At 45.1% G+C, this 20,933-nt stretch carries 18 protein-coding genes; 15 read left to right on the plus strand and 3 right to left on the minus strand.

The annotated features are described in order from the left end of the window. Positions 1 to 8 precede the first annotated feature (8 nt). On the minus strand, positions 9 to 2,081 hold the full coding sequence (gene dinG / locus M0415_RS02610; protein ID WP_249555780.1) for an ATP-dependent DNA helicase DinG: 2,073 nt from the start codon (positions 2,079 to 2,081) through the stop codon (positions 9 to 11). Between the two features lie 140 nt (positions 2,082 to 2,221). On the opposite strand from dinG, the gene M0415_RS02615 reads away from it, so the two are divergent. From M0415_RS02615 to M0415_RS02655, 9 genes are all read left to right on the plus strand, one after another. Beyond that, positions 2,222 to 4,654, plus strand: coding sequence for a DNA polymerase II (locus tag M0415_RS02615; protein WP_249556609.1), 2,433 nt, complete (start codon positions 2,222 to 2,224; stop codon positions 4,652 to 4,654). A gap of 220 nt (positions 4,655 to 4,874) precedes the next feature. After that, complete coding sequence (locus M0415_RS02620) at positions 4,875 to 6,083, plus strand: porin (protein ID WP_220056019.1); 1,209 nt, start codon at positions 4,875 to 4,877, stop codon at positions 6,081 to 6,083. A 281-nt stretch (positions 6,084 to 6,364) separates the two neighbouring features. Continuing rightward, positions 6,365 to 9,265, plus strand: coding sequence for a TonB-dependent receptor domain-containing protein (locus M0415_RS02625; RefSeq protein WP_088210761.1), 2,901 nt, complete (start codon positions 6,365 to 6,367; stop codon positions 9,263 to 9,265). Between the two features lie 466 nt (positions 9,266 to 9,731). After that, positions 9,732 to 10,514, plus strand: coding sequence for a DUF3450 domain-containing protein (locus M0415_RS02630; RefSeq protein WP_011717519.1), 783 nt, complete (start codon positions 9,732 to 9,734; stop codon positions 10,512 to 10,514). Continuing rightward, the gene (locus M0415_RS02635; RefSeq protein ID WP_011717518.1) at positions 10,514 to 11,869 is read left to right on the plus strand and encodes a MotA/TolQ/ExbB proton channel family protein; all 1,356 of its coding nucleotides are present in this window, start codon (positions 10,514 to 10,516) and stop codon (positions 11,867 to 11,869) included. Before M0415_RS02630 ends, M0415_RS02635 begins: the two co-directional genes overlap by 1 nt. After that, a complete protein-coding gene (locus M0415_RS02640) occupies positions 11,869 to 12,396 on the plus strand; it encodes a MotA/TolQ/ExbB proton channel family protein (protein ID WP_011626575.1) in 528 nt (175 codons plus the stop codon). Before M0415_RS02635 ends, M0415_RS02640 begins: the two co-directional genes overlap by 1 nt. A 13-nt stretch (positions 12,397 to 12,409) precedes the next feature. Continuing rightward, positions 12,410 to 12,814: an ExbD/TolR family protein gene (locus tag M0415_RS02645; protein WP_011623215.1), complete on the plus strand. Its 405-nt coding sequence runs from the start codon at positions 12,410 to 12,412 to the stop codon at positions 12,812 to 12,814. A 1-nt stretch (position 12,815) separates the two neighbouring features. After that, positions 12,816 to 13,439 (plus strand): energy transducer TonB, encoded by a 624-nt coding sequence (locus tag M0415_RS02650; protein WP_011717517.1) that lies wholly within the window; start codon positions 12,816 to 12,818, stop codon positions 13,437 to 13,439. A 2-nt stretch (positions 13,440 to 13,441) separates the two neighbouring features. Continuing rightward, positions 13,442 to 14,689, plus strand: a complete 1,248-nt coding sequence (locus M0415_RS02655) for a tetratricopeptide repeat protein (protein ID WP_011717516.1) — start codon at positions 13,442 to 13,444, stop codon at positions 14,687 to 14,689. Positions 14,690 to 14,740: 51 nt separating this feature from the next. Here the strand turns inward: M0415_RS02655 and M0415_RS02660 are convergent, their stop codons facing one another. Continuing rightward, positions 14,741 to 15,250: a diguanylate cyclase domain-containing protein gene (locus M0415_RS02660; RefSeq protein WP_011717515.1), complete on the minus strand. Its 510-nt coding sequence runs from the start codon at positions 15,248 to 15,250 to the stop codon at positions 14,741 to 14,743. Between the two features lie 80 nt (positions 15,251 to 15,330). On the opposite strand from M0415_RS02660, the gene M0415_RS02665 reads away from it, so the two are divergent. The 5 genes from M0415_RS02665 to M0415_RS02685 all read left to right on the plus strand — a co-directional run bounded on the left by M0415_RS02665 (position 15,331) and on the right by M0415_RS02685 (position 18,940). Next, positions 15,331 to 17,160 carry a DUF885 domain-containing protein gene (locus M0415_RS02665; RefSeq protein WP_249555779.1) on the plus strand — a complete coding sequence of 610 codons (1,830 nt, stop codon included), beginning with the start codon at positions 15,331 to 15,333 and terminating at the stop codon, positions 17,158 to 17,160. Positions 17,161 to 17,340: 180 nt separating this feature from the next. Next, on the plus strand, positions 17,341 to 17,619 hold the full coding sequence (locus tag M0415_RS02670) for a peptidylprolyl isomerase (RefSeq protein ID WP_011623210.1): 279 nt from the start codon (positions 17,341 to 17,343) through the stop codon (positions 17,617 to 17,619). 74 nt (positions 17,620 to 17,693) lie between these two features. Then, positions 17,694 to 18,230 carry a GNAT family N-acetyltransferase gene (locus M0415_RS02675; RefSeq protein ID WP_249555778.1) on the plus strand — a complete coding sequence of 179 codons (537 nt, stop codon included), beginning with the start codon at positions 17,694 to 17,696 and terminating at the stop codon, positions 18,228 to 18,230. Between the two features lie 70 nt (positions 18,231 to 18,300). Beyond that, positions 18,301 to 18,531, plus strand: a complete 231-nt coding sequence (locus M0415_RS02680; protein ID WP_011623208.1) for an RNA-binding S4 domain-containing protein — start codon at positions 18,301 to 18,303, stop codon at positions 18,529 to 18,531. Positions 18,532 to 18,553: 22 nt separating this feature from the next. Beyond that, the gene (locus M0415_RS02685) at positions 18,554 to 18,940 is read left to right on the plus strand and encodes a ribonuclease E inhibitor RraB (RefSeq protein ID WP_011717512.1); all 387 of its coding nucleotides are present in this window, start codon (positions 18,554 to 18,556) and stop codon (positions 18,938 to 18,940) included. A gap of 53 nt (positions 18,941 to 18,993) precedes the next feature. Here M0415_RS02685 and M0415_RS02690 read toward each other — a convergent pair whose 3' ends face one another. Beyond that, complete coding sequence (locus M0415_RS02690) at positions 18,994 to 19,902, minus strand: LysR family transcriptional regulator (protein ID WP_249555777.1); 909 nt, start codon at positions 19,900 to 19,902, stop codon at positions 18,994 to 18,996. A gap of 142 nt (positions 19,903 to 20,044) precedes the next feature. On the opposite strand from M0415_RS02690, the gene M0415_RS02695 reads away from it, so the two are divergent. Further along, complete coding sequence (locus M0415_RS02695; protein ID WP_176400025.1) at positions 20,045 to 20,815, plus strand: TSUP family transporter; 771 nt, start codon at positions 20,045 to 20,047, stop codon at positions 20,813 to 20,815. Positions 20,816 to 20,933: the final 118 nt, after the last annotated feature.

Consider the following 20,933-nt stretch of genomic DNA (forward strand, 5'->3'; position numbering starts at 1 on the left):
TCTTAATCCTACTCAATGACTCGTCTAAAGGGGGGCAGAGCGTCTAGCAAGGATTTGCCGTAACGTTTGGTCACTAATCGTCTATCAAGGATAGTGACTCGGCCATAATCCTGCTCTTTACGCAGTAATCTACCACAACTTTGGATAAGCTTTCGCGATGCATCTGGAATGGTAAGTTGCAGAAACGGATTTCCGCCCTTTATTTTCACATACTCGGCATGGGCTTGCTCAACGGGCGATGTCGGCACCGCAAAGGGCAGCTTAGTGACGATGAGGTTGGTGAGATAATCTCCGGGTAAGTCTAGACCTTCAGAAAAACTGCCCGTGCCGAACAAAATACTCGGCTCACCTTTGTCACACTTGGCTTTGTGGGTCTCAAGCAATTGCTGGCGCGGGGCATTACCTTGAATAAGGATTTCCTGCGTGAGTTTGCCCTCAAGCAATTCGGCCACTTTCTCCATTTGCCAATAAGATGCAAACAACACTAAGGTGGCCATTTCGCCGTCAATCAACTCTAGAATATGCTCAGCAAGCTCAGCGGTATAGGCATCGTCCGTCGGCTCGGTTTTCATCTTAGGTAAGTAGAGCGTGGCGTTATTCGGATAATCGAAGGGGGATTGCAGGGCGAGATAACGACTGCCGTCCTTTACCGATAATCCCACTTGATGGGCGAAATGGTCGAAGTTATTCAGCGCTCTCAGGGTTGCGCTGCACAGTACGACGCCAGCCGCCTTTTGCCACAGCATAGATTCGAGCATAAAACCCACTTCAATCGGCGAGGCGCTAAACAGATAATCGACCTGTTTGCCCGTGAGCAATTCAATCCAGCGGGCGAGGGGCGCGCCTTTAGTCGAATCTTCCTTTGCCATCATTTTCCAGAGCTTTTGCAGGTTTTCGAGTCGCTGCAACATAAAGCCCATTTCGGCCTGTAGCGCTTCCGCTTGGTGCTTAGGAATGTCGCCATCTTTTATCGCCTCGGCCAGCAATAACTGCATCTTGTTAAATTGTTTAAGGGCGAGATTGGAGGTGGCCGCGAGATTCTCGGCGGGGATTTTCAGTGCATCGGGCAATTTGCCGTGTTCGAACCGATAGCGGCTCTCAGGATTAGCAAACTGCTTGGTCTGGGTATCACAGAAGTGGGCGACTTGATTGAGCTGAGCGATTAAGTCTCCGATATGATCCTGCATCGCCTGCGCTGGGGCGATGATATTGTTGCTCTTTATCTGATTTTGTAACTTGGCGCTGGTCTTACCGACTTTTTCGAGCCAGTCGGCGGCGCCTCTAAGCGTTGCCTGTGCGCTAGAAAAGTCCCGGGCGACGATAGGTAAGTGGTGAGCTTCGTCAATGACATAAAATACGTCTTCGGGATCGGGCAAAATCACCCCGCCCCCCAGCTCCAAGTCGGCGAACAGCAAACTGTGGTTGGCGATCAGTACATCCCAAGTGTCCACATCCTCGCGGGCTTTGTGAAACGGGCAATTACGATGACTGGCGAGTTGCCGATGACAACTGTGTTTATCGCAGGCGATTTGTTGCCAGAGATGGTCCGGTATTGGTGTCGATAGTGTGTCGATTTCACCGTTCCAACGGCCTTCATTAAAGTCGCTTAGCAGCTCCTGCAACATGGCAATTTGGCTGTTATCGGGCTTTGTTTGCCACATGGTCATTTGGGTACTGTTATCATCGCCGATTAACATTGCAAGCTTGGACAAACAGACATAACGCTGGCGCCCTTTAACCAGACCGAAGCGAAAGTTTAGCCCTGATTGTTCGAGAAAAAACGGTAAGTCTTTGTGCAGTAACTGCTCTTGCAGTGCCACGGTTGCCGTGGCGATACAGACCTTTTTCTTACTCGCGAGCGCAAGCGGGATCGTGCCCAAGATATAAGACAATGATTTACCAATCCCCGTACCCGCTTCGACCACTATGATGCGTCTATCTTTGTCATAGTCGCCAGCTAGGGTCTTAGAGATTTCTGCCACCATAAAATTTTGCTCGCGGCGTGGCCTAAAATTAGGCAAAGCGGCGGCAATATCTTTATAGATAGCGCGGATCTGGTTTTTTACGTTGTCAGGTAACATGCGGCACTACTTTATCGAATTAATGCTGTACATAATAACAGTGATTGCATAGCCTAAGAAACTTTTCTGCCATTTTGTGGCAATTTTATTCTGTGTCCCGAGAATCAATAAACAGCGAGAGCCTTAGAGTGAAACCGCAGTTGAATCCCCCCGAGAGTCTGACGCATGACACGGCTGCGCCTGTGAGTGTACAGGGACGCGTCCTCACGCGCCATGCTATTACACACGGTGCAACGCTTGTGCTGCAGTATTATCTCGCCACCGTTTCAGGCCCTGTGCTGGTGGAGTTACCTGACTCTGAGTACATTTGTTTTTGTCATCAAAGCGATATGGCGGCATTGCAATTACAAACGCCGGGGCTGGCGCTGCGCGTTGTGCCGCTTGCCCTTAAAAGCTTTAAAAGACAAAGCGTGGCGGCAATTTATGCTCCATCGAGTAGTGTGTTTCGTCACTTGCAGCGGATAGCGACTGATGCGGGAATTCCTTTATTTGAGGCGGATATTCGTCCCGAACAGCGTTTTTTAATCGAGCGTTTTGTGGCGCTCGATGTGGCATTTTTAGGGCATTTTGTCGGCAAAGCAGGCATAGATGGACAGTTGCCTGTTTTTAGCGCTATACGCGCCAAAGCGGTTGCGCCGCAGCCTGCAATTAAACTGCGCTCAATCTCCCTCGATTTTGAATGCAGTTTTGACGGTTTACTCTATTCCGTGGCCCTTTATGGACGCGATGCGCAATCTCAGCCCTATGAAAAAGTCATTATGGTGGGCGAGGCGCAGCCAGATGCTGCAATCTATATCGAATGGGTGAACGATGAGGCAGCGCTTATCCATCGTCTCATCGCTTGGTTTACTGAGTTTGATCCCGATGTGATCATTGGTTGGTCGGTGGTGACTTTTGACTTAGCCCTGCTATATCGGCGTGCGTTGCTGCACCGGATCCCGCTGCGTATTGGTCGAGGTGGCGCGCTCCTTGAGTGGAAGGTTGAGAATAAATTTCGGCCAGAAACCTTAAGTTTGCCAGGGCGAGTGGTGCTCGATGGTATCGACTGGTTAAAGGCGGCCTTTTATCAATTTGAGCGTTTCTCCTTAGAGTTTGTCGCCCAAGCTTTACTCGGTGAAGGCAAAGCGATTCATGATGTGGAAAATCGAGCCCAAGAGATTGATGGATTATTTGCCGAAAATAAACAAGGGCTTGCTCACTATAACCTGACCGATAGTCGCTTAGTTTGGGATATCTTTGAACATACGCAATTGTGGGATTTTGCCCTCGCTCGCGCCGAGTTAACGGGGTTAGAACTGGGGCGGGTAGGCGCCTCGGTCGCCGCATTCAACCACTTGTATCTACCGCATTTACATAGGGCGGGTTTCGTCGCGCCCGCTGAGCCTGCCAGTCAAGGGATTGAAAGCCCTGGCGGTTATGTCATGGATTCTGTTCCTGGTTTTTATCAGCATATTTTAGTGTTTGACTTTAAAAGCCTTTATCCATCGATTATCCGAACTTTTTTGATTGATCCTAAGGGGTTGATTGAAGGTTTGGATAACGAGGAGGGGTCTGCATTAGATGAGCCTGAAACTGTTCCGGGTTTTTTGGGCGCGCGTTTTAATCGGCATCAACCTATTCTGCCCAAACTCATCCAAAATCTCTCAGAGCAACGTGAGAAAGCTAAGCGGGAGGCGAATGCGCCTTTATCGCAAGCGATTAAAATCATTATGAATTCGCTATATGGGGTTTTAGGCTCCCAAGGCTGTGTGTTCCACGATGCGAAACTGGCAAGCTCCATCACCATGCGCGGTCATCAAATTATGAAACAAACCCGCGCGTGGATTGAGGAGATGGGCTACCAAGTCATTTATGGGGATACGGACTCCACCTTCGTCTATTTAGGCCCAGAACCCGATCTCAGTGATATTAATGCCTTAGGTAAGCTGATTGCCGCGCGAATGAATCAGCAATGGCAAAGTAAAATTGCGCAGGAGTTTCAGCTAGAAAGTTTTCTCGAGCTGCAATTTGAGCGCCACTACGAACAGTTTTTTATGCCGACCCTGCGGGGCTCGGAGGAGGGGAGTAAAAAGCGCTATGTTGGAGCTTGGCGTAACCATAGCGGAGCGTTAGAAATCACTTTTAAGGGAATGGAGCAGGTTCGTAGCGATTGGAGCCCCTTAGCCCGCAAGGTGCAGGCTGAACTCTATGAGCGCATGTTTAACCAACGGGATATTAGTGGTTATTTGGCTGATGTTATCGGCGAACTTCAAGCGGGCAAGCGCGATGATGAGTTAGTGTTTAGTAAACGTATGCGCCGAAATTTAGACGAATACACGGCTAAGTCTTCTCCCCATGTGAAAGTCGCGCGCCAGCTTTGTGAATTAACAGGAAAGTCATCCTTTGGCAAGCGAGGGGCACAGATTGATTATGTGATTACTGTAAACGGTCCTGAACCCATTTCGCATAGATCGTCTACAATTGATTATCAGTACTACATTGATAAGCAAATAGGCCCTATTGCAGAGCCTGTTTTTTCAATAATGAAACTAAATTACACCAGCATTACGTCGAATCAGCTGTTGTTAATTTAGTGTTTCCATTGTGTGTTTTGTGTTTTGTTTGCTGGTCTTTGTAGTGTTTTAACCTGTTTTATAGAGGTTAAACACGCTGTTTTTGTGATGTTTCTCTACATAATCTTTAGGTTTCGCTTGGAGAGTGTAATGAAAATTTGCTACTCTCACCGGGAAATTGTAAGGAAATATAACAACGGAATGACGTTGATAAAACATAAACGAAAAGGTTAATCACCAAATGAACAAAACGTTAGTAGCAACTGCGCTAGCAGCACTCTTTCTCGCCCCAACAGTATCTGCAATCGAAATCTACAAAGATGATAAAAATGCGGTAGAAATAGGTGGCTTTATCGATGCGCGTGTAATCAACACTCAAGGTGAAACTGAGGTTGTTAATGGTGCTTCACGAATTAATTTTGGTTTCAGCCGTGAGTTAACCCACGGTTGGAATGCCTTTGCTAAATTGGAATGGGGTGTGAACCCTGTTGGCAGCAGCGACATTGTCTACAACAACCGCTTCGAATCTGTACAAGATGAGTTCTTCTACAACCGTTTAGGTTACGCGGGCATTAGCCATGATGAGTACGGCACTATCACTATTGGTAAGCAATGGGGTGCTTGGTATGACGTGGTTTACAACACCAACTACGGTTTTGTATGGGATGGTAACGCGGCAGGTGTTTACACTTTTAACAAAGACGACGGTGCAGTAAACGGCGTCGGTCGTGGTGACAAAGTTGTTCAATACCGTAACAGCATTGGTGATGTGAGTTTTGCGGTTCAGGCGCAATTGAAAAACAGCAGCTTCTACACCTGTGATATTGAAAACATCACAGAAGAAGCCTGTGAAGTGGAATGGAACGCAGGTAAGAAAGAAGCACAACAAGTCACTTATGATTACACCTATGGCGGCTCTGTAACTTACAAAGCGACAGATAAGCTAAGCTTGATGGCGGGTATTAACCGCGGTGAATTTGATATTGCTTATGGCAATGGCGATCAAAAAACCGCTGTTGATCTGATCTACGGCGTGGGCGCAACTTGGGGCGACTTCGATAAAGATGGCTTATATGTTGCTGCCAACGTTCACAAAGAAGAAAACCATGATACCGATAACATTGGCCGCTTGATTAAAGATGCCTATGGTGTTGAAACTTTAGTTTCTTACAAGTTTGATAACGGTTTACGTCCATTTGTGTCTTACAACATTCTGGATGCAGGTAAAGACTATGTTATTCAACCCAACTTTAACGCCGATCCTAACGATGTGTTCAAACGTCAGTTTGTAGTCGTAGGTTTACACTTTGTTTGGGATCCAAACACGGTTCTGTATGTTGAAGCACGTAAAGATTACAGCGACTTTACCAGCTCAGATCAAGCGCAAGAAGCAAGAATGTCATTGTCAGAAGACGACGGCATCGCCATTGGTATCCGCTATACGCTTTAAGCCTCAACTGTTTATCTAGAAACTAGATAACTAAAAGTTAACAAAAAACGCCAGTCAGCAATGACTGGCGTTTTTGTTTTTACCGACGCTTCCTCAGTTCTCTTATGATTACCTTGTCTTCATTTTGTTTTATTTGTTTATTTTATGTTGATTAAAGGTTTTATATGTGATTTTATTGTTTTTGCTGAGTGCTCCGTAGTTTTTCGAGGTACTCCTGTTTGAAACTGCTTATTAAATAAGCGGATTATAATAAAGACATAATATGTCCAGGGAGATAGACAATGCATAAGAATAACTTTTTAGCCAAGTCTGTGCGTTTCGCATTGATTGGTGGCGTAGCTGCAACTGCGCTAAACGTGCCATTAGTGATGGCTGCTGATGAAGTCGGCGCTGATAAAGTAGAACGTATTGAGGTAACAGGTTCTCGTCTTAAAAGAACTGACTTAGAAACTGCAACTCCAGTAACCACTGTCACATCAGAACAAATTGCAAGTCTTGGTGTTCAGGATATTGGTGAATTTTTACAATCGACATCTGTTATGTCTGGCTCACCAATTGCGACAACTACTAACAACGGTGGTAATGGTGATGCATATGTTGAATTAAGGGGCCTAGGAGCATCTCGTACGTTGGTGCTTATTAATGGTCGCCGTCCAGTTTCATCAGATATGCAAGGTATTCCTGCATCAATGATTGAGCGTGTTGAAATTCTGAAAGATGGTGCCTCAGCTACTTATGGTGCAGATGCTGTTGCTGGTGTAGTTAACATTATTACTAAGCGTGATTTTGATGGCGTAGAGTTTAATGCTCAGACCAAGCAGAACTTTGATGTAAGTGCTGGTGAACAAACAAGCTTCAGTTTATTAGCTGGTAAGAAATTCGATTCTGGTCATTTCGTTGTAAACCTCGATTATGTTAAGCAGGATGAAGTTTATCAAGGTGATGTAACTGATATCGACTTTTTCCAACATCCATGGAATATAGATGATCCAGAAAGTTTTGCTCAAAACGGCTTAATTCCACCAGGAAGAGATGGTGCGAACGCTTTTGATGCTGGTAGTTCGATAATCCCTTGCGGTAACTTTTTCCTCTTTAGCCAATCAGGTTCATTTACAAATGGTACCTGTCGCGATAATGGTGATGTGGGTTCAGGCGTTGCTACATTAAGTGATATGAGGAAGTATTCTGGTGCAACAGATACTTATAACTATAATCCAGTAAACTACTTACAAACACCGTACGAAAAGATAAACTTTTACGTTGATGGTAGTGTAGAGCTAAATGATTCAGTAACTGTTTATTCTGAAACTCGCATAAACAAACGTAATTCTCGCCAAGAATTAGCGGCAGTTCCATTTAACACGGGTACAGATCCAGGTTACACTGTTATTAACCCGACGACAGGTATTGCTTCAAATGGTGTATCTAAAGACAACTATTACAACCCATTCGGTGAAGATGTAAGACAAGCTCGTCGTCGTATGATTGAAGGTGGTCGTTCATTTGAGCAGGATGTGCTTCGTGCTCAGCAAGTTATAGGTACTGAGATTGCTCTAAACGACACTTGGTCTTTAGATGTAAACTATAACTATGGTATTGAACAAATCCAAAGCACTGACTTTGGTCAATTGTATGGTCCTAACTTAGCTAAGGCACTTGGCCCATCTTTTGAGGATGCAAATGGAAACATCGTCTGCGGTACAGCTGATAACCCAATTGCTGACTGCGTTTCTCTAAACTTATTCGGTGGTGCTGGTAGTATTACTCAGGAGATGTTAGATTACATTACCTCTCCTTTAGTCGATACTTCTAAATACACTCTCGATACATTTACGGCATTCTTAGGTGGTGACATTTTTGATTTGCCAGCTGGCTCTGTAAGTGGTGGCTTTGGTTATGAATATCGCTCTGAGAAATTAGTTTCTCAAGTGGATTCAGGAAAGTACATGGGCCAAGTGTCTGGTAACAAAGGTCAGGGGACTTCTGGTTCTTTCTATGTGAACTCGCTTTTTGCTGAATTCCGTGTGCCATTGCTAGAAGGTTTACCAGGTGTTGAACGTTTAGAAATGCCTGTAGGTATTCGTTATGATAACTTCAATACCTTCGGTGGTGCGACAACTTACCAAGCTGGTTTAGAGTGGGCTATTTTCGATGGTCTGCTTGCCCGTAGTACATATGGTACAGTATTCCGTGCTCCTACGATTAGTAACCTCTATTCACCTGGTGGTGATTCCTTTAATGCAGGTACAGATCCTTGCCGTATAAACAACTGGTCAAATCTCACTGCGGATGCTCAAGCGCGTTGTATGGCCGATGGAGTTCCTGCTGGCGGCTTAAATAACGATGACCAACAGCAACTGGCTAAAGTTGGTGGTAACCCTGAGTTAGAACCTGAAGAAGGTGATACTTTCACTGTTGGGGTTGCCTATTCTCCTGACTTTATTGAAGGTTTAGGCCTTACTTTAGATTATTGGGCTGTAGATATTGATAACGTTATTACAGCAATCGATCCAATTGATTCTCTGGATGCTTGCTATATTGGTGGTTTGGATACTTTATGCCAAAACGTTAATCGTAAGTCCGATGGATCGATTGATTATATCGAAGCTCGTAACACAAACTTAGCTCGCATGACTGCAAAAGGTGTTGATTTTGAAGCTAATTATGCATTAGAAACTGGTTTTGGTGACTTCAGCTTCAATTTTGTGTGGACGCATTTCCTTGAACGTGGCGAAAACTCTTTCGAAACAACTGAAATGCCTGATGGCACCGTGGAATATAGCTATGGCTTTGGTGATGTAGCAGGTACGTTTATTAACGATACTAGCTATGCTAAAGACAAGTGGAACTTCACGACCGCGTACAAACTTGATGATTTAACTGTAACGTACCGTACTAACTATATCTCTAGCATGACTTATCAAGATCTAACTTACTGGACCAAGTCAGATTTACTAGGTGAGTATGGTTACTTACCAACTTATAAGATCCCAAGTGTGATGTATCATGATTTAACTGCAAGTTATGCATTTAAAACTAATACAACAGTTACTCTTGGTGTGACTAACTTGTTCAATGAAAAGCCTCCATATATTGAAACAGGCTTCAATGCTAATACAGACGAAAGTACGTATCGTTTATTTGGACGTAGCTGGTTCTTAAACCTGAATCAGAAGTTTTAATTTAGCTCTCTAATTCAGAGTATTAGTCAAATCTAGGTGCGCTCGGGAAATATCCTTGGGCGCACTTTTTAATTAAGTTCGGCATTAAAAGCTGCATACCTACAGATAGTTTAATGGCAATAAAAGTAGTACCTGTCAAATATTTTTAAGCTGAATTTTCTCATATTCACCAACTGCATTTACTCCCTTTGACTCAGTTTGTTTAAAAAAACACCTTTCGTAAAAAAATTCATAACTAAGACTTCTTTACACTAGTTTTTACGTGTCCCGAATGTTGACACAGGTCAACATTTTGTGAAATGATGCCAGCGGGTCTATGCCTGTAAAGGCGTAGGAAAGGGAAGAAAAAACTAAGAATCACAAGAGAAAGATGGACTTACAGTAAGCATTTACTAAAGTAAGTCTTGCTTAAAGTGATGTTGCTGTTAAGTTAACTTTTTTATTCACTTCAAATTGGTTGGGAACTATGTCCAAGGTAAGCAATAGAACAAAAATCGCTACTGCACTTGTTGGCGTGCTGGCATTAGCGAGCAGCAACTTAGTAGTTGCAGATCCTCTTACCGACGTGCAAAAAGCGGATAGTATGATCCATGCTGATGCTGCTGCGTCGCAAAAGAATGTTGATAAGTATTTCGATCAAGCACAAGACATGCTTTTTGAGTATGGTTCTGTTGCTGATGAGCGTGAATCACTGAAGTCCTATAACGATTACGTTGCCAGCTTAGTCGCTGACCAACAAAAAACGATGGACGCGATTCAAACTGACATTAACGGCGTAGATAAACTGCGTCAGGGCGTTGTGCCTTTAATGTTTAAAATGGTTGAGTCTTTAGAACAGTTCGTTCAATTAGATCTGCCATTTAACTCTGAAGTTCGCGCTAACCGCGTTAAAGAGTTAAAAACACTGTTAAACACTGCTGAAGTAACTTTAGCTGAAAAATACCGTTTGATTCTGGATGCGTACAGCATCGAGCGTGAATACGGTAGTGCTGTTGCAGTTAACCAAGGTAAATTGACCTTAGACGGTAAAGAAGTATTAGTAGACTTCTTTAACTTAGGTCGCGTAGCTCTTTATGCTCAGAGCTTAGATCAAAAGACTGGCTGGATGTACAACCCAGAATCTAAGGGTTGGGATAAGTTAGATGACAGCTATTTGCGTGAACTGACCAAAGGTATCCGCATTGCCCGTAAACAAGGCGCTCTAGATCTATTCGCGTTACCAATTCCTGCTGCGGAGACTGCACAATAATGAAGAAGTTAATTACTACAGCTGTATTAGCTGCAAGTTTTTCTTTAACTGCTGGTATGGCTAGCGCTGCTGATGCGCCTAAGACCATCGATCAATTATTGCAGCAAGTTAAAGTTGATCGCGCTGCTGAAGGCAAAGTTAACAGCAAACGTGAACAAGAGTTCCAAGCTGAGCGTGGCGATAAAGCGGCTCTGTTAAAGCGTGAAAAAGATGCTTTAGCGGCTGAAAAGCAACGTGGTAAAGACCTAAACCAAGCTTTCTTAGACAACGAGCGTAAAATTGCTCAGTTAGAAGAAGACCTGAAAACTGCTCAAGGTGACTTGGGTGAGATGTTCGGTGTGGTTAAAGGTGAAGCGGGCGATTTCGCTGGTAAATTAGCGAGTTCAAACGTAAGTGCTCAATACCCAAATCGCGATAAGTTCATCGCTGATTTAGGTGCGCGTAAGCAATTACCAAAAATCGAAGAGTTAGAGCAATTCTGGCAAGAACAATTATTCGAAATGGCACAATCTGGTAAGGTTGTTAAATTCGAAGGTTCTGTAACTGGTATCGACGGTAGCGTTAAAAACACCACGATTCACCGTATTGGTACTTACAACTTAACTGCTGATGGCAAGTATGTTGTTTACAACCCTGAATTAGGTTTAATTCAAGAGTTATCACAACAGCCAGAAGGCTACCAAGTTAGTGCAGTAGGTAAGTGGGAACAAACTACTTCTGGTACTGCGCCATTCTACATCGACCCAGCACGTGGCGTTCTGTTAAACATCTTCACTAACAAAGCAAGCTTTGAAGATCGTTTAGAAGCGGGTGGTACAATCGGTTACATCATTATCGCTCTGTTAGCATTAGGTCTGTTGATCTCTATCGAACGTTTAGTGACTATGACTATCATCGGCGCTCGTGTGAACAGCCAACGTAAGAACATTGATAAGCCAGGTAACAACGCCTTAGGTCGTATCCTGAAAGTGTATCAAGAGAACAAAGACGTTGACGTTGAAACATTAGAGCTGAAACTTGACGAAGCGATTCTGAAAGAAACGCCTGCGTTAGAGTCTCGCATTTCAATCATCAAAGTTCTGGCCGCTATCGCTCCTATGATGGGTCTGTTAGGTACAGTAACCGGTATGATTGCAACCTTCCAAAGTATCCAATTGTTCGGTACTGGCGATCCAAAACTGATGGCTGGCGGTATTTCTATGGCGCTGATCACTACAGTTCAAGGTCTGGTTGCGGCTCTGCCTCTGATGTTAATGCACGCAGTTGTTGTTGCTCGTAGCAAGTCAATCGTGCAAGTTCTGGAAGAGCAAAGTGCTGGTATCATCGCAGCGCACGCTGAGAAGAGGGCTGACTAATGATGATTCACCTGATGGACATATGGGATTCCGTCAGGGGCTTCATGGCCTCCGGAGGCGACGTCCTCTGGTTAGTAGCGTTTGTGCTGTTCTTAATGTGGGTATTGATGCTTGAGCGTTACTGGTATCTTAATTGGATATCACCAAAGCAACATAAAGCAATCATAGCTGCATGGGATGCTAGAGAGGAAACCACCTCTTGGTATGCACACCGTATCCGTGAAGCTTGGCTGTCCCAAGCGAAGCAAGATTTGAATGCACGTATGCTGGTCATTAAAACCTTAGTAGCGATTTGTCCTATGATAGGTTTGTTAGGTACTGTTACCGGTATGATTTCAGTGTTCGATGTGATGGCAGTTCAGGGGACGAGTAATGCTCGTTTAATGGCGGCTGGTATTTCAATGGCAACAATGCCCACTATGGCGGGGATGGTTGCAGCATTATCGGGAGTATTCTTCAGTACTCGCCTTGATGCCAAAATGAAAATCAGCTTAGAAAAGCTAAAAGACAGCATGCCGCACCACTAGAGAGAGATTGAACATGGCACGTAAAAAGCATTCCAGTGTAGACGAGGAAGCGCAAATTGATATGACACCGATGCTCGACATCGTGTTCATCATGCTGATCTTCTTCATTGTAACAACGTCATTCGTGAAACCATCTGGTTTGGACTACAACAAACCAAAAGCTTCACAAGCGACTTCTAAGCCTTCGGCTAACATCTTTATCGGCGTCAGCAAAACTGGCGTGATCATGATGGAAAACCGTCAGGTTGATATCGAGCGTGTAACTGCAAACGTTGAGCGTATGCTAGCTGAAGCGCCTGAAGCAGCTGTGCTGATCCAGGCCGACAAAGATACGCAACACGGCTTAGTTGTTAAAGTTCTAGACCAAGTCAAAGCGGCTGGTATAGATAAGATTTCGGTATCTGCGGGGAACGATTAATATGCTAAGAGCACTAGTATCAATCATTATTGGTGCTGCTGTGACTTTTGGTCTGTTCGCTTTTATGGCGTTCTTGGTCGGTGGTGGGGCGCAACGCGCTGAAACATCGGCCGAGACCCCTGTAATTGAAATCACCATGGATAGACAGGATGCAAAAGCACAGAATAAGCCAAGGGTAGTGCCTAAGCCGCCACCACCACCAGAGCAACCACAGAAGCCTGATACTACGCCACCAGACACTTCATCAAATATTGATACGTCTATGTCGTTCAATATGGGTGGGGTTGAAGCCGGTGGTCACAGTGCCGGTGGTTTCAAATTGGGTAATATGATGACGCGTGACGGTGATGCAACACCTATCGTCCGTATCGAACCACAATATCCAATTGCTGCGGCGCGTGACGGTAAAGAAGGTTGGGTACAATTACGCTTTACGATTAACGAATTAGGTGGTGTAGATGACGTTGAAGTTATCCAAGCTGAACCTAAACGTTTATTCGATAAAGAAGCAATTCGTGCACTGAAAAAGTGGAAGTACAAGCCTAAGATTGTTGATGGCAAGCCACTTAAACAACCAGGCATGACAGTACAACTAGACTTCACTTTAGATAAAGGAGGCAAATAACAATGCGTAATGCAAATAAAATCGCAGTTGCGTTATTACTGTCTCTTTGTGGTGGTGCCTTATCTGTTTCTTCAGCTGTTGCAGCTGAGAAATGTGAAATCGATAAGCGCCAATCTAAAGCGGTAGGTGAAAGTGCTGCCAAGAAGGTTCAGAAATCCTTTGAAGCTTACACCAATGGCCAGCTTGATGAAGCGATTGCCGTATTGTTGGAAGCCAACCCAAAGAACGATTTCGATAAAGCGTATGTTGCGCGTATGCTCGGTAACTTCTATGCCGAAAAAGGCAAGATGGATACTGCGATCAAGTACCTGAAACAAGCTGTTGAAGCGGATATTTTAGGTGGAACAGACCACGCGGCAACACTGCGCCTCTATGCCGACTTGTTGTTACAAGAGAAGAAGTTTAAGGAAGCGATTCCTTACTATTACAAGTGGATGGACTTCACTTGTAAGGCTGACTCTCAAATGTATCGTCGTATCGGTATTGCTTACACAGAACTGAAACAGTGGGACAAAGTGATTGAAGTGGCTGATAAAGGTCTTTCACTCGCCGAAGCTCCTGATAAAGGTCTGTATCAGATGAAACTGACGTCTTACTTCAACCAGAAGAAGTATAAAAAAGCCGTTGGTGTGTTAGAAGTCATGGTGCCGTTATTCCCGGATGATGGCAGATTATGGGTTCAGTTAGCACAGTTTTATCTGATGGTAGAAGACTATGATAAGTCGCTAGCGACTTATGATTTGGCTTACCGTAATGGTTTCTTGGATTCTGGAGCTAACATCACTCGTTTAGCTCAGCTGATGGCACAGAAAGGTGCGCCATATCAAGCTGCTAAAGTATTCCAAAAGAACATGAAGTCGGGCCTCATCACTGAAGATGCAAAATCTTATGAGATTTTGGCTGGTTTCTACCAAAACGCGAAAGAGTTCAAAGAAGCTGCTGAGTTTTATGGAAAAGCGGCTGCTATCAATAACGATGGCAAGCTGTACCTGAAACAAGGTCGTTTACTGAGCTTGAATGAGAAATACTCTGAAGCGATTCCAGTGCTTGAGAAAGCCATCTCTTTAGGTATTGAACATCCTGGTGAAGCAAACTTCGAATTGGCGCTAGCCCATTTAAGTTTGAAACAGTACAAGTCAGCTTATAACCGCGCTGTATTAGCCGCGAAGGATAAGAAGACTGAGAAGAGTGCAAACAGCTATATCGCTTATATCAAAGAAAAAGCGCGTATGCACAACGTCGAACTGTAATTCACTGTATTCGCGATACAGATCTAAAAAGCCCCGTAAGGGGCTTTTTCTTTATTGAAGCTTTACTAAAACTTGTGATTGTTGCTGATTGCGTTCGAGTTCGAGTGACAGCTTTGAGACATTGTTAAATAAAGATTCGATACGTTTTTCTTGGGTCGGTAAGCAGAGGCAGGCAGCGAGTTTATAATCGATTTTCAGTTTGTGATTTTTACCAAATTCTTGATTAAATTCCTGAATATGTTGTTCTATACGCTTTAACACTACCTCAGTACCTTCCTCATCAATATTGAAAAGTCCTAACGCAAAATGGTTGTGATCTAACCTTGCAATCAAATCTGTCGCCCGTAGCAGTGCTTCTTGTACCTGTTTAGTAAAGAATTCGAGTAAATGGGGTTGTTTGACGGTTTCATGAATGTGAGGGCACAGATACAATAACGCCAAGCTTTGTTGCTCACGTATGTGCCTGTGCCACTCTCGGTTGAATACTTCCATGAAATAGGTTTGGTTATAGACCCCTGTTTCAGGATCCCTAAAACCTGAGTTACGAAATGAGTAGATCATAGATGAATCCCGTAAGCAGACTTTGAACTAAGTATAGGAAGAGTTTGGCTATCACGGACCCAAAAGGAGAAATATAAAAGATGAAATTTAGTTTATTAGCGGGAACGATAGCGTTAGTGCTTGCTTTACAAGGCTGCTCAAAGCCGGAAACAACGACAGCAGTACAGGAAGGTACGACCCAAGCCGCTCTGGCGCAAACTGAAACTCAAACCGCTGAGTCTAAATACGCTGCCTTAGTCGATGCCTATTTTAAAGATTACTTAAAGTTAGAGCCGATTTATGCCACTTTTGTCGGTATTAATGATTACAACGCGCAGTTTGGTGGAGACTTAACCGAGGAATATCTCAAGGCGCGTCATGATCTTAATACCCGTTATTTAGCGCAAGTGAGGGCGATTGACCTTGAGCAATTGCCAGCTGATTTACAACTCAGCTACGCGCTGTTTGTGTATGACCGTGAAATGGCCTTAGTGGATGAAACCTTCCCATCACGCTTTATGCCGATCAGCCAGTTCTACAGCACAGTGATCACTATGGTACAACTGGGTAGCGGTGAGAGTGCACAGCCCTTTAACACAGTACAGGATTATCGTAACTGGGAGCAGCGTGTTAACGGCTTTATCGATTGGATCCAATTAGCTGAAAATCGCATGAATGAAGGCATTGCCAGTAAAGTGGTGTTACCTCGCGTGTTAGTTGAACGGATTATTCCACAGCTTGATGCCATGCTTACCACGGATGCTAGCCAAAGCATTTTCTATTCACCGATTAATCACTTCCCAGAAGGGTTTTCGGATCAAGATAAGGCTGAGCTAACGTCAAGTTATCAGGCGATGATTAATGAGCGTTTAGTGCCTGCATTAACGGGGCTGCGCGATTATTTCAAACAAACTTATTTGCCAAAGTCCCGTGCAACCGACGGTTGGTCTGGCCTGCCAAACGGTAAGGCTTGGTATCAGCATTTAGCCAATTCCCACACCACCACAACCATGCCAGTGGATGAAATTCATCAAATCGGTCTGAATGAGGTCGCGCGCATTCTTTCTGAGATGGACAAAGTCCGTGAGCAAGTGGGTTTTAAAGGTGACTTAAAAGCCTTTTTCGCCTCTTTATCGTCTGAGCCACAATACTTCTATAACGATCGCCAAGGCCTAATCGATGGCTATATGGTGTTAAAAGATAAAATTAACCAAGTATTGCCACAGTATTTTAACGTGATGCCAAAGGCCGACTATGTGGTTAAACCGGTTGAAAGCTTTAGAGAGCAATCGGCTGCGGGCGCATCCTATGAATCGCCGGCTGTGGATGGTAGTCGTCCAGGGGTGTTTTATATCAACACCTATAATCTAAAAGCTCAGCCGAAATGGGGCATGACGACGTTATCATTACATGAGGCCGCGCCTGGTCACCATTTCCAAATCGCCATTAAACAAGAGCTCACTGGCGTTCCTGAGTTCCAACGTTTCAGTGGCTATACCGCCTTCGAAGAGGGCTGGGCGCTCTATGCTGAATACTTAGGCATCGAAATGGGGCTCTTTAGCGACCCTTATCAGTACTTTGGTAAGCTTTCAGACGAAATGCTGCGTGCGATGCGTTTGGTGGTAGATACGGGATTACATGCCAAAGGTTGGAGCCGCGAGCAAGCGATTCAATATATGAAGGATAATTCGCCCATGGCCGAGTCGGATATTATTGCTGAGGTTGAGCGCTACATGGCGATTCCGGGTCAAGCGCTTTCCTACAAAGTAGGTCAGCTAAAAATCCTTGCCCTACGTGAGCGTGCTGAAAAAGCCCTAGGTGATAAGTTTGACCTAAAAGCCTTCCATGATCAGATCCTCACCTCTGGCTCACTCCCTATGGCGGTGATGGAGCAGAAGATAGACCGCTGGATTGCGGCGACTAAGGCTTAACACTGAGTCAATTATGTTGCGTCGTTATCGATAACAAAATTAATGACGGCGCAGTTTAAGACTTTTTAATTAAACAGAATGTTTTTATACTCAACATTCACATCCCGTTTAGATGTCATAAAAACGGGAACCATATGATATTCGGGGCAAATGTCTCAGGATTATTCAGGGAGTTTTACCATGGTTCAGGCTACAGCAAGACATTTGTTAGTGAGCAGCGAAGAGCAGTGCCAAGCACTTAAACAACAGATCCTAGACGGTGCCGATTTTGCGCAAATCGCCCGCGCCCATTCCTCATGCCCATCAGGTGCTCAAGGTGGTGAATTAGGTTCATTCGGCCCTGGGATGATGGTGCGTGAGTTTGATGAAGTGGTGTTTAGTGCGCCATTAAACGTGGTTCAAGGTCCAGTTAAAACCCAGTTTGGTTACCACTTACTCGAAGTGACCAGCCGCGGTTAATCGTCTCCTTGCCGAGACAATGGCAGCGTTTGGCTGCCATTTTTTTTAGTTCGTCCATCCATTGGGGAGCCGCTATGCTTGAACTCTATACCGACAGATTAAGACTTCGCAGTTTACAGGAGCAGGATTGGCCACACTTCTTGGCATTATATCAAGATCCTGACATCAATCGCTATGTGCGTATTCCTGAAGCTCCCGAAGTGATCCGGCAAAAGTTTGAGCAGCGCTCAGCCACCTGGGACTATGCCTCTGGCGAGTGGCTCACACTGGTGATCGAAACCCTTGATAGCGGTGAGTTTATCGGTTTAACCGGTCTTCATTGTCAAAGTGTGGAGGAGCAACGTGCCGAGGTCGGTTATTTGCTGGCGCACGCGGGGCACGGTAAAGGCTATGCCACTGAGAGTTTACAGGCGGTTGTCGATTGGGCCTGTTTGAGTTTGTCAGTTCATAAATTGGTTGGGCACTGCGCCAAAGACAATATTGGTTCGGCCCGGGTGATGGAGAAATGTGGCTTTCAACTCGAAGGCGTATTTCGGCAGCATTTTAAGATAGGCGATGAGTGGCAGGATGAATGCGCCTACGGGCTGCTCGCCGATGAAAGGCAAAGATAAGTTAAATTATCTGCATCCCATGGGACATGCTGCTATAATGCCGCAGGTTTATTTTTTGAGGCGTGTTTAAGTGGCGCAAATTAATCAGTTAGCTTTGTATCCTGGCGAAGATTTTATTGAATTGTACAAAGTATTAAAGGTACAAGGCATGTCGAATGCCGGTGGCGAAGCAAAGCATGTTATTGATGAAGGTTTGGTTACCGTCAATGGCGAAGTGGAAACGCGCAAACGTAAAAAAGTCGTTGCGGGTGACATCGTCAGCTTTAATGGTGAATCGGTTCAAATCATTGCGGCTGAATAAGCCAGATACTGTGGAGTAGGATATGCAATTTCCAGATGACGATAATGGCAAAATGCTGGCTGCGATGGCCGAAGCCGGAATTGACCTCACTAAAGCCCTCGATGTTGATTTCTTTTTAGTTTTCGATGATCAGCGTGATGCTGAATCTGCACTCGAAGAGTTAGCCAACTCCGATTTAGAAGGCGAAGTTGAGCTGAACCTTAACGATGAACTTGGCAAGTGGGAAATCATCGTATGCATCAACATGGTGCCAGACTACGATGACTTGGTTGAGCAAGAAACCATTCTCAATGATTTTGCGGCCGAGTTCGGCGGCATGACCGATGGATGGGGCGTAATGCAACATCAAGAAGGTGATGATGAGTTTATGGATGACGACCATGTTCACGATGAACATTGCCATCACTAAGCCTATCGCCGGATAAGCGTTAAAAAACCACCGCTCAGGTGGTTTTTTGCTATCTAGGCTTTGTCGTTATCTGACGATTGTCGATATGGGGCAAATAACTCGAGCATCCAATCGATAAAGGCCTGTACTTTTAGCGGCAGGCTAGGGGATTTGGGGGTGAGCAAGTAATAAGCGTATGGGCTGGTAAAAGGCGCTTGAAACGGGATCACCAAGCTGCCATTGGCCAATTGTTCTTCGATAAAGAAGCGTGGGATCAGTGCAGCGCCCATGCCACTGGCGGCTGCTTGACTCAACATATAAAAATGTTCGACGCCAAAGGTTTGCGCCTGCGTGAGCACTAGCCCCACTTTATCCGCCCAATACTCCCACAGCTCTGGCCGTGTGGTGTGTTTAAGTAGCGTAACCTGATTGATGTCTTCGATGCTTTTGAGTTTAGGCGCGAGTGATGGCGCGCACACCAAACACAAGTCTTCATCCATCAGTTTGATGTAATTTACCCCTCTAGGGAGTTGAGTGCTGCTGCGAATGGCGATGTCGTAACGGCCCTGGCTGAAGTCGACGGCAAAGTCACCGATCGAAAGATCCACATACAAATGCGGATGCCGAGATTTAAATTGCTCCATCCGGGGGATTAACCAGTTGATGGTTAAACTGGGTAACACATTGATCGCTAAGGTTTGTGGTCGTGAACCTTGGCTGCGTAAATCGGCTGTGGCGCTTGATAAGGTTTGCAGAGCCGCTTGCACATGGGGCAAGTAGCGTTTGGCTTCGTCCGTGAGTGCGACTTTTTTATGCAGGCGCACAAAGAGGGCAAAACCTAAGAATTCTTCTAATACACGGATTTGTTTACTGATGGCGCCGTGGGTGACATGCAGCTCTTTGCTAGCAAGTGTCATGCTTTGCAAGCGGGCGGCAGACTCGAATGCCCGTAATGCATTGAGGGGCGGCAGGGAAGTAAACATAGGCGTATCCGAATCGAGTAAATGATAGAGGGCATTTAGTGTGAGCTTTACTCACGCTAGCGCGACAATAACTCCTTTGCGTTTATAAGGCAAACGCAGTCTAATGCGAAGCCTTAGCTCCTATTACTCAATAATAACAATCATGGAATTTGAACTGACTCTACAAATTGCGGCATTACTCTTTGGCGTGGCTATGGTGGCGGGGTTTATCGACTCTATCGCCGGCGGCGGGGGATTGCTGACTATCCCAGCGTTAATGTGGGCGGGGTTACCGCCAGCGGTAGCGCTCGGGACTAACAAATTACAGGCCTGCGGTGGCAGCTTCTTTGCGAGTTTGTACTTTGTGCGTAAGGGATTGGTCGATTTGAAGGCCGTTAAACTGTCCCTTATCTGTGCCTTTGCGGGCGCCGCCTTAGGCACGATTCTAGTGCAGTTGATCGATGCCAAAGTACTGGAGTTAGTCTTACCCTTTTTAATCCTCGCCATTGGTTGTTATTTCCTGTTTTCGAAAAAGATTTCGGAAGATGACCGTCATCAAGTGTTAACACCTACCGCCTTTGCCTTTACCGCCGCGCTCGGTGTGGGTTTGTACGATGGCTTTTTTGGCCCTGGCACAGGGAGTTTCTTCGCGCTGGCCTTTGTGACTCTTGCCGGTTTTGGTCTGGCAAAAGCGACGGCACATGCCAAGGTGTTAAATTTCTCGACCAATATCGCTTCACTTATCTTCTTCACCTTGGGTGGCAAAGTGATTTGGGTGCTTGGTTTAGTGATGCTTGCAGGACAGGCAATCGGCGCTACTTTAGGTTCGCGCTTAGTCGTGACTAAAGGCACTAAGATCATTAAGCCATTAGTGGTGACTATGTCCTTGGCCATGAGTGTGAAACTGTTGGCGAGCCAATATCACCTGTTTTGATATAGCCGCTATCGTATTTGACCCTCCCTTGATAAGGCCGATTGCCTATTTGTGCTGCATAGTCTCATGAGCACAGTTTTTGGCCTTATTGCTGTAAATCTCCTCAGTCCCTTGGTAT

The organism is Shewanella sp. 10B, assembly GCF_023475885.1.
GTDB classification, from domain to species: domain Bacteria; phylum Pseudomonadota; class Gammaproteobacteria; order Enterobacterales; family Shewanellaceae; genus Shewanella; species Shewanella mangrovisoli.

Coding starts and splice junctions, on each gene's coding strand:
- dinG (WP_249555780.1), bottom strand. CDS start 2,081: ATGTTACCTGACAACGTAAAAAACCAGATCCGCGCTATCTATAAAGAT.
- M0415_RS02620 (WP_220056019.1), top strand. CDS start 4,875: ATGAACAAAACGTTAGTAGCAACTGCGCTAGCAGCACTCTTTCTCGCC.
- M0415_RS02625 (WP_088210761.1), top strand. CDS start 6,365: ATGCATAAGAATAACTTTTTAGCCAAGTCTGTGCGTTTCGCATTGATT.
- M0415_RS02630 (WP_011717519.1), top strand. CDS start 9,732: ATGTCCAAGGTAAGCAATAGAACAAAAATCGCTACTGCACTTGTTGGC.
- M0415_RS02635 (WP_011717518.1), top strand. CDS start 10,514: ATGAAGAAGTTAATTACTACAGCTGTATTAGCTGCAAGTTTTTCTTTA.
- M0415_RS02640 (WP_011626575.1), top strand. CDS start 11,869: ATGATGATTCACCTGATGGACATATGGGATTCCGTCAGGGGCTTCATG.
- M0415_RS02645 (WP_011623215.1), top strand. CDS start 12,410: ATGGCACGTAAAAAGCATTCCAGTGTAGACGAGGAAGCGCAAATTGAT.
- M0415_RS02650 (WP_011717517.1), top strand. CDS start 12,816: ATGCTAAGAGCACTAGTATCAATCATTATTGGTGCTGCTGTGACTTTT.
- M0415_RS02655 (WP_011717516.1), top strand. CDS start 13,442: ATGCGTAATGCAAATAAAATCGCAGTTGCGTTATTACTGTCTCTTTGT.
- M0415_RS02660 (WP_011717515.1), bottom strand. CDS start 15,250: ATGATCTACTCATTTCGTAACTCAGGTTTTAGGGATCCTGAAACAGGG.
- M0415_RS02665 (WP_249555779.1), top strand. CDS start 15,331: ATGAAATTTAGTTTATTAGCGGGAACGATAGCGTTAGTGCTTGCTTTA.
- M0415_RS02670 (WP_011623210.1), top strand. CDS start 17,341: ATGGTTCAGGCTACAGCAAGACATTTGTTAGTGAGCAGCGAAGAGCAG.
- M0415_RS02675 (WP_249555778.1), top strand. CDS start 17,694: ATGCTTGAACTCTATACCGACAGATTAAGACTTCGCAGTTTACAGGAG.
- M0415_RS02685 (WP_011717512.1), top strand. CDS start 18,554: ATGCAATTTCCAGATGACGATAATGGCAAAATGCTGGCTGCGATGGCC.
- M0415_RS02690 (WP_249555777.1), bottom strand. CDS start 19,902: ATGTTTACTTCCCTGCCGCCCCTCAATGCATTACGGGCATTCGAGTCT.
- M0415_RS02695 (WP_176400025.1), top strand. CDS start 20,045: ATGGAATTTGAACTGACTCTACAAATTGCGGCATTACTCTTTGGCGTG.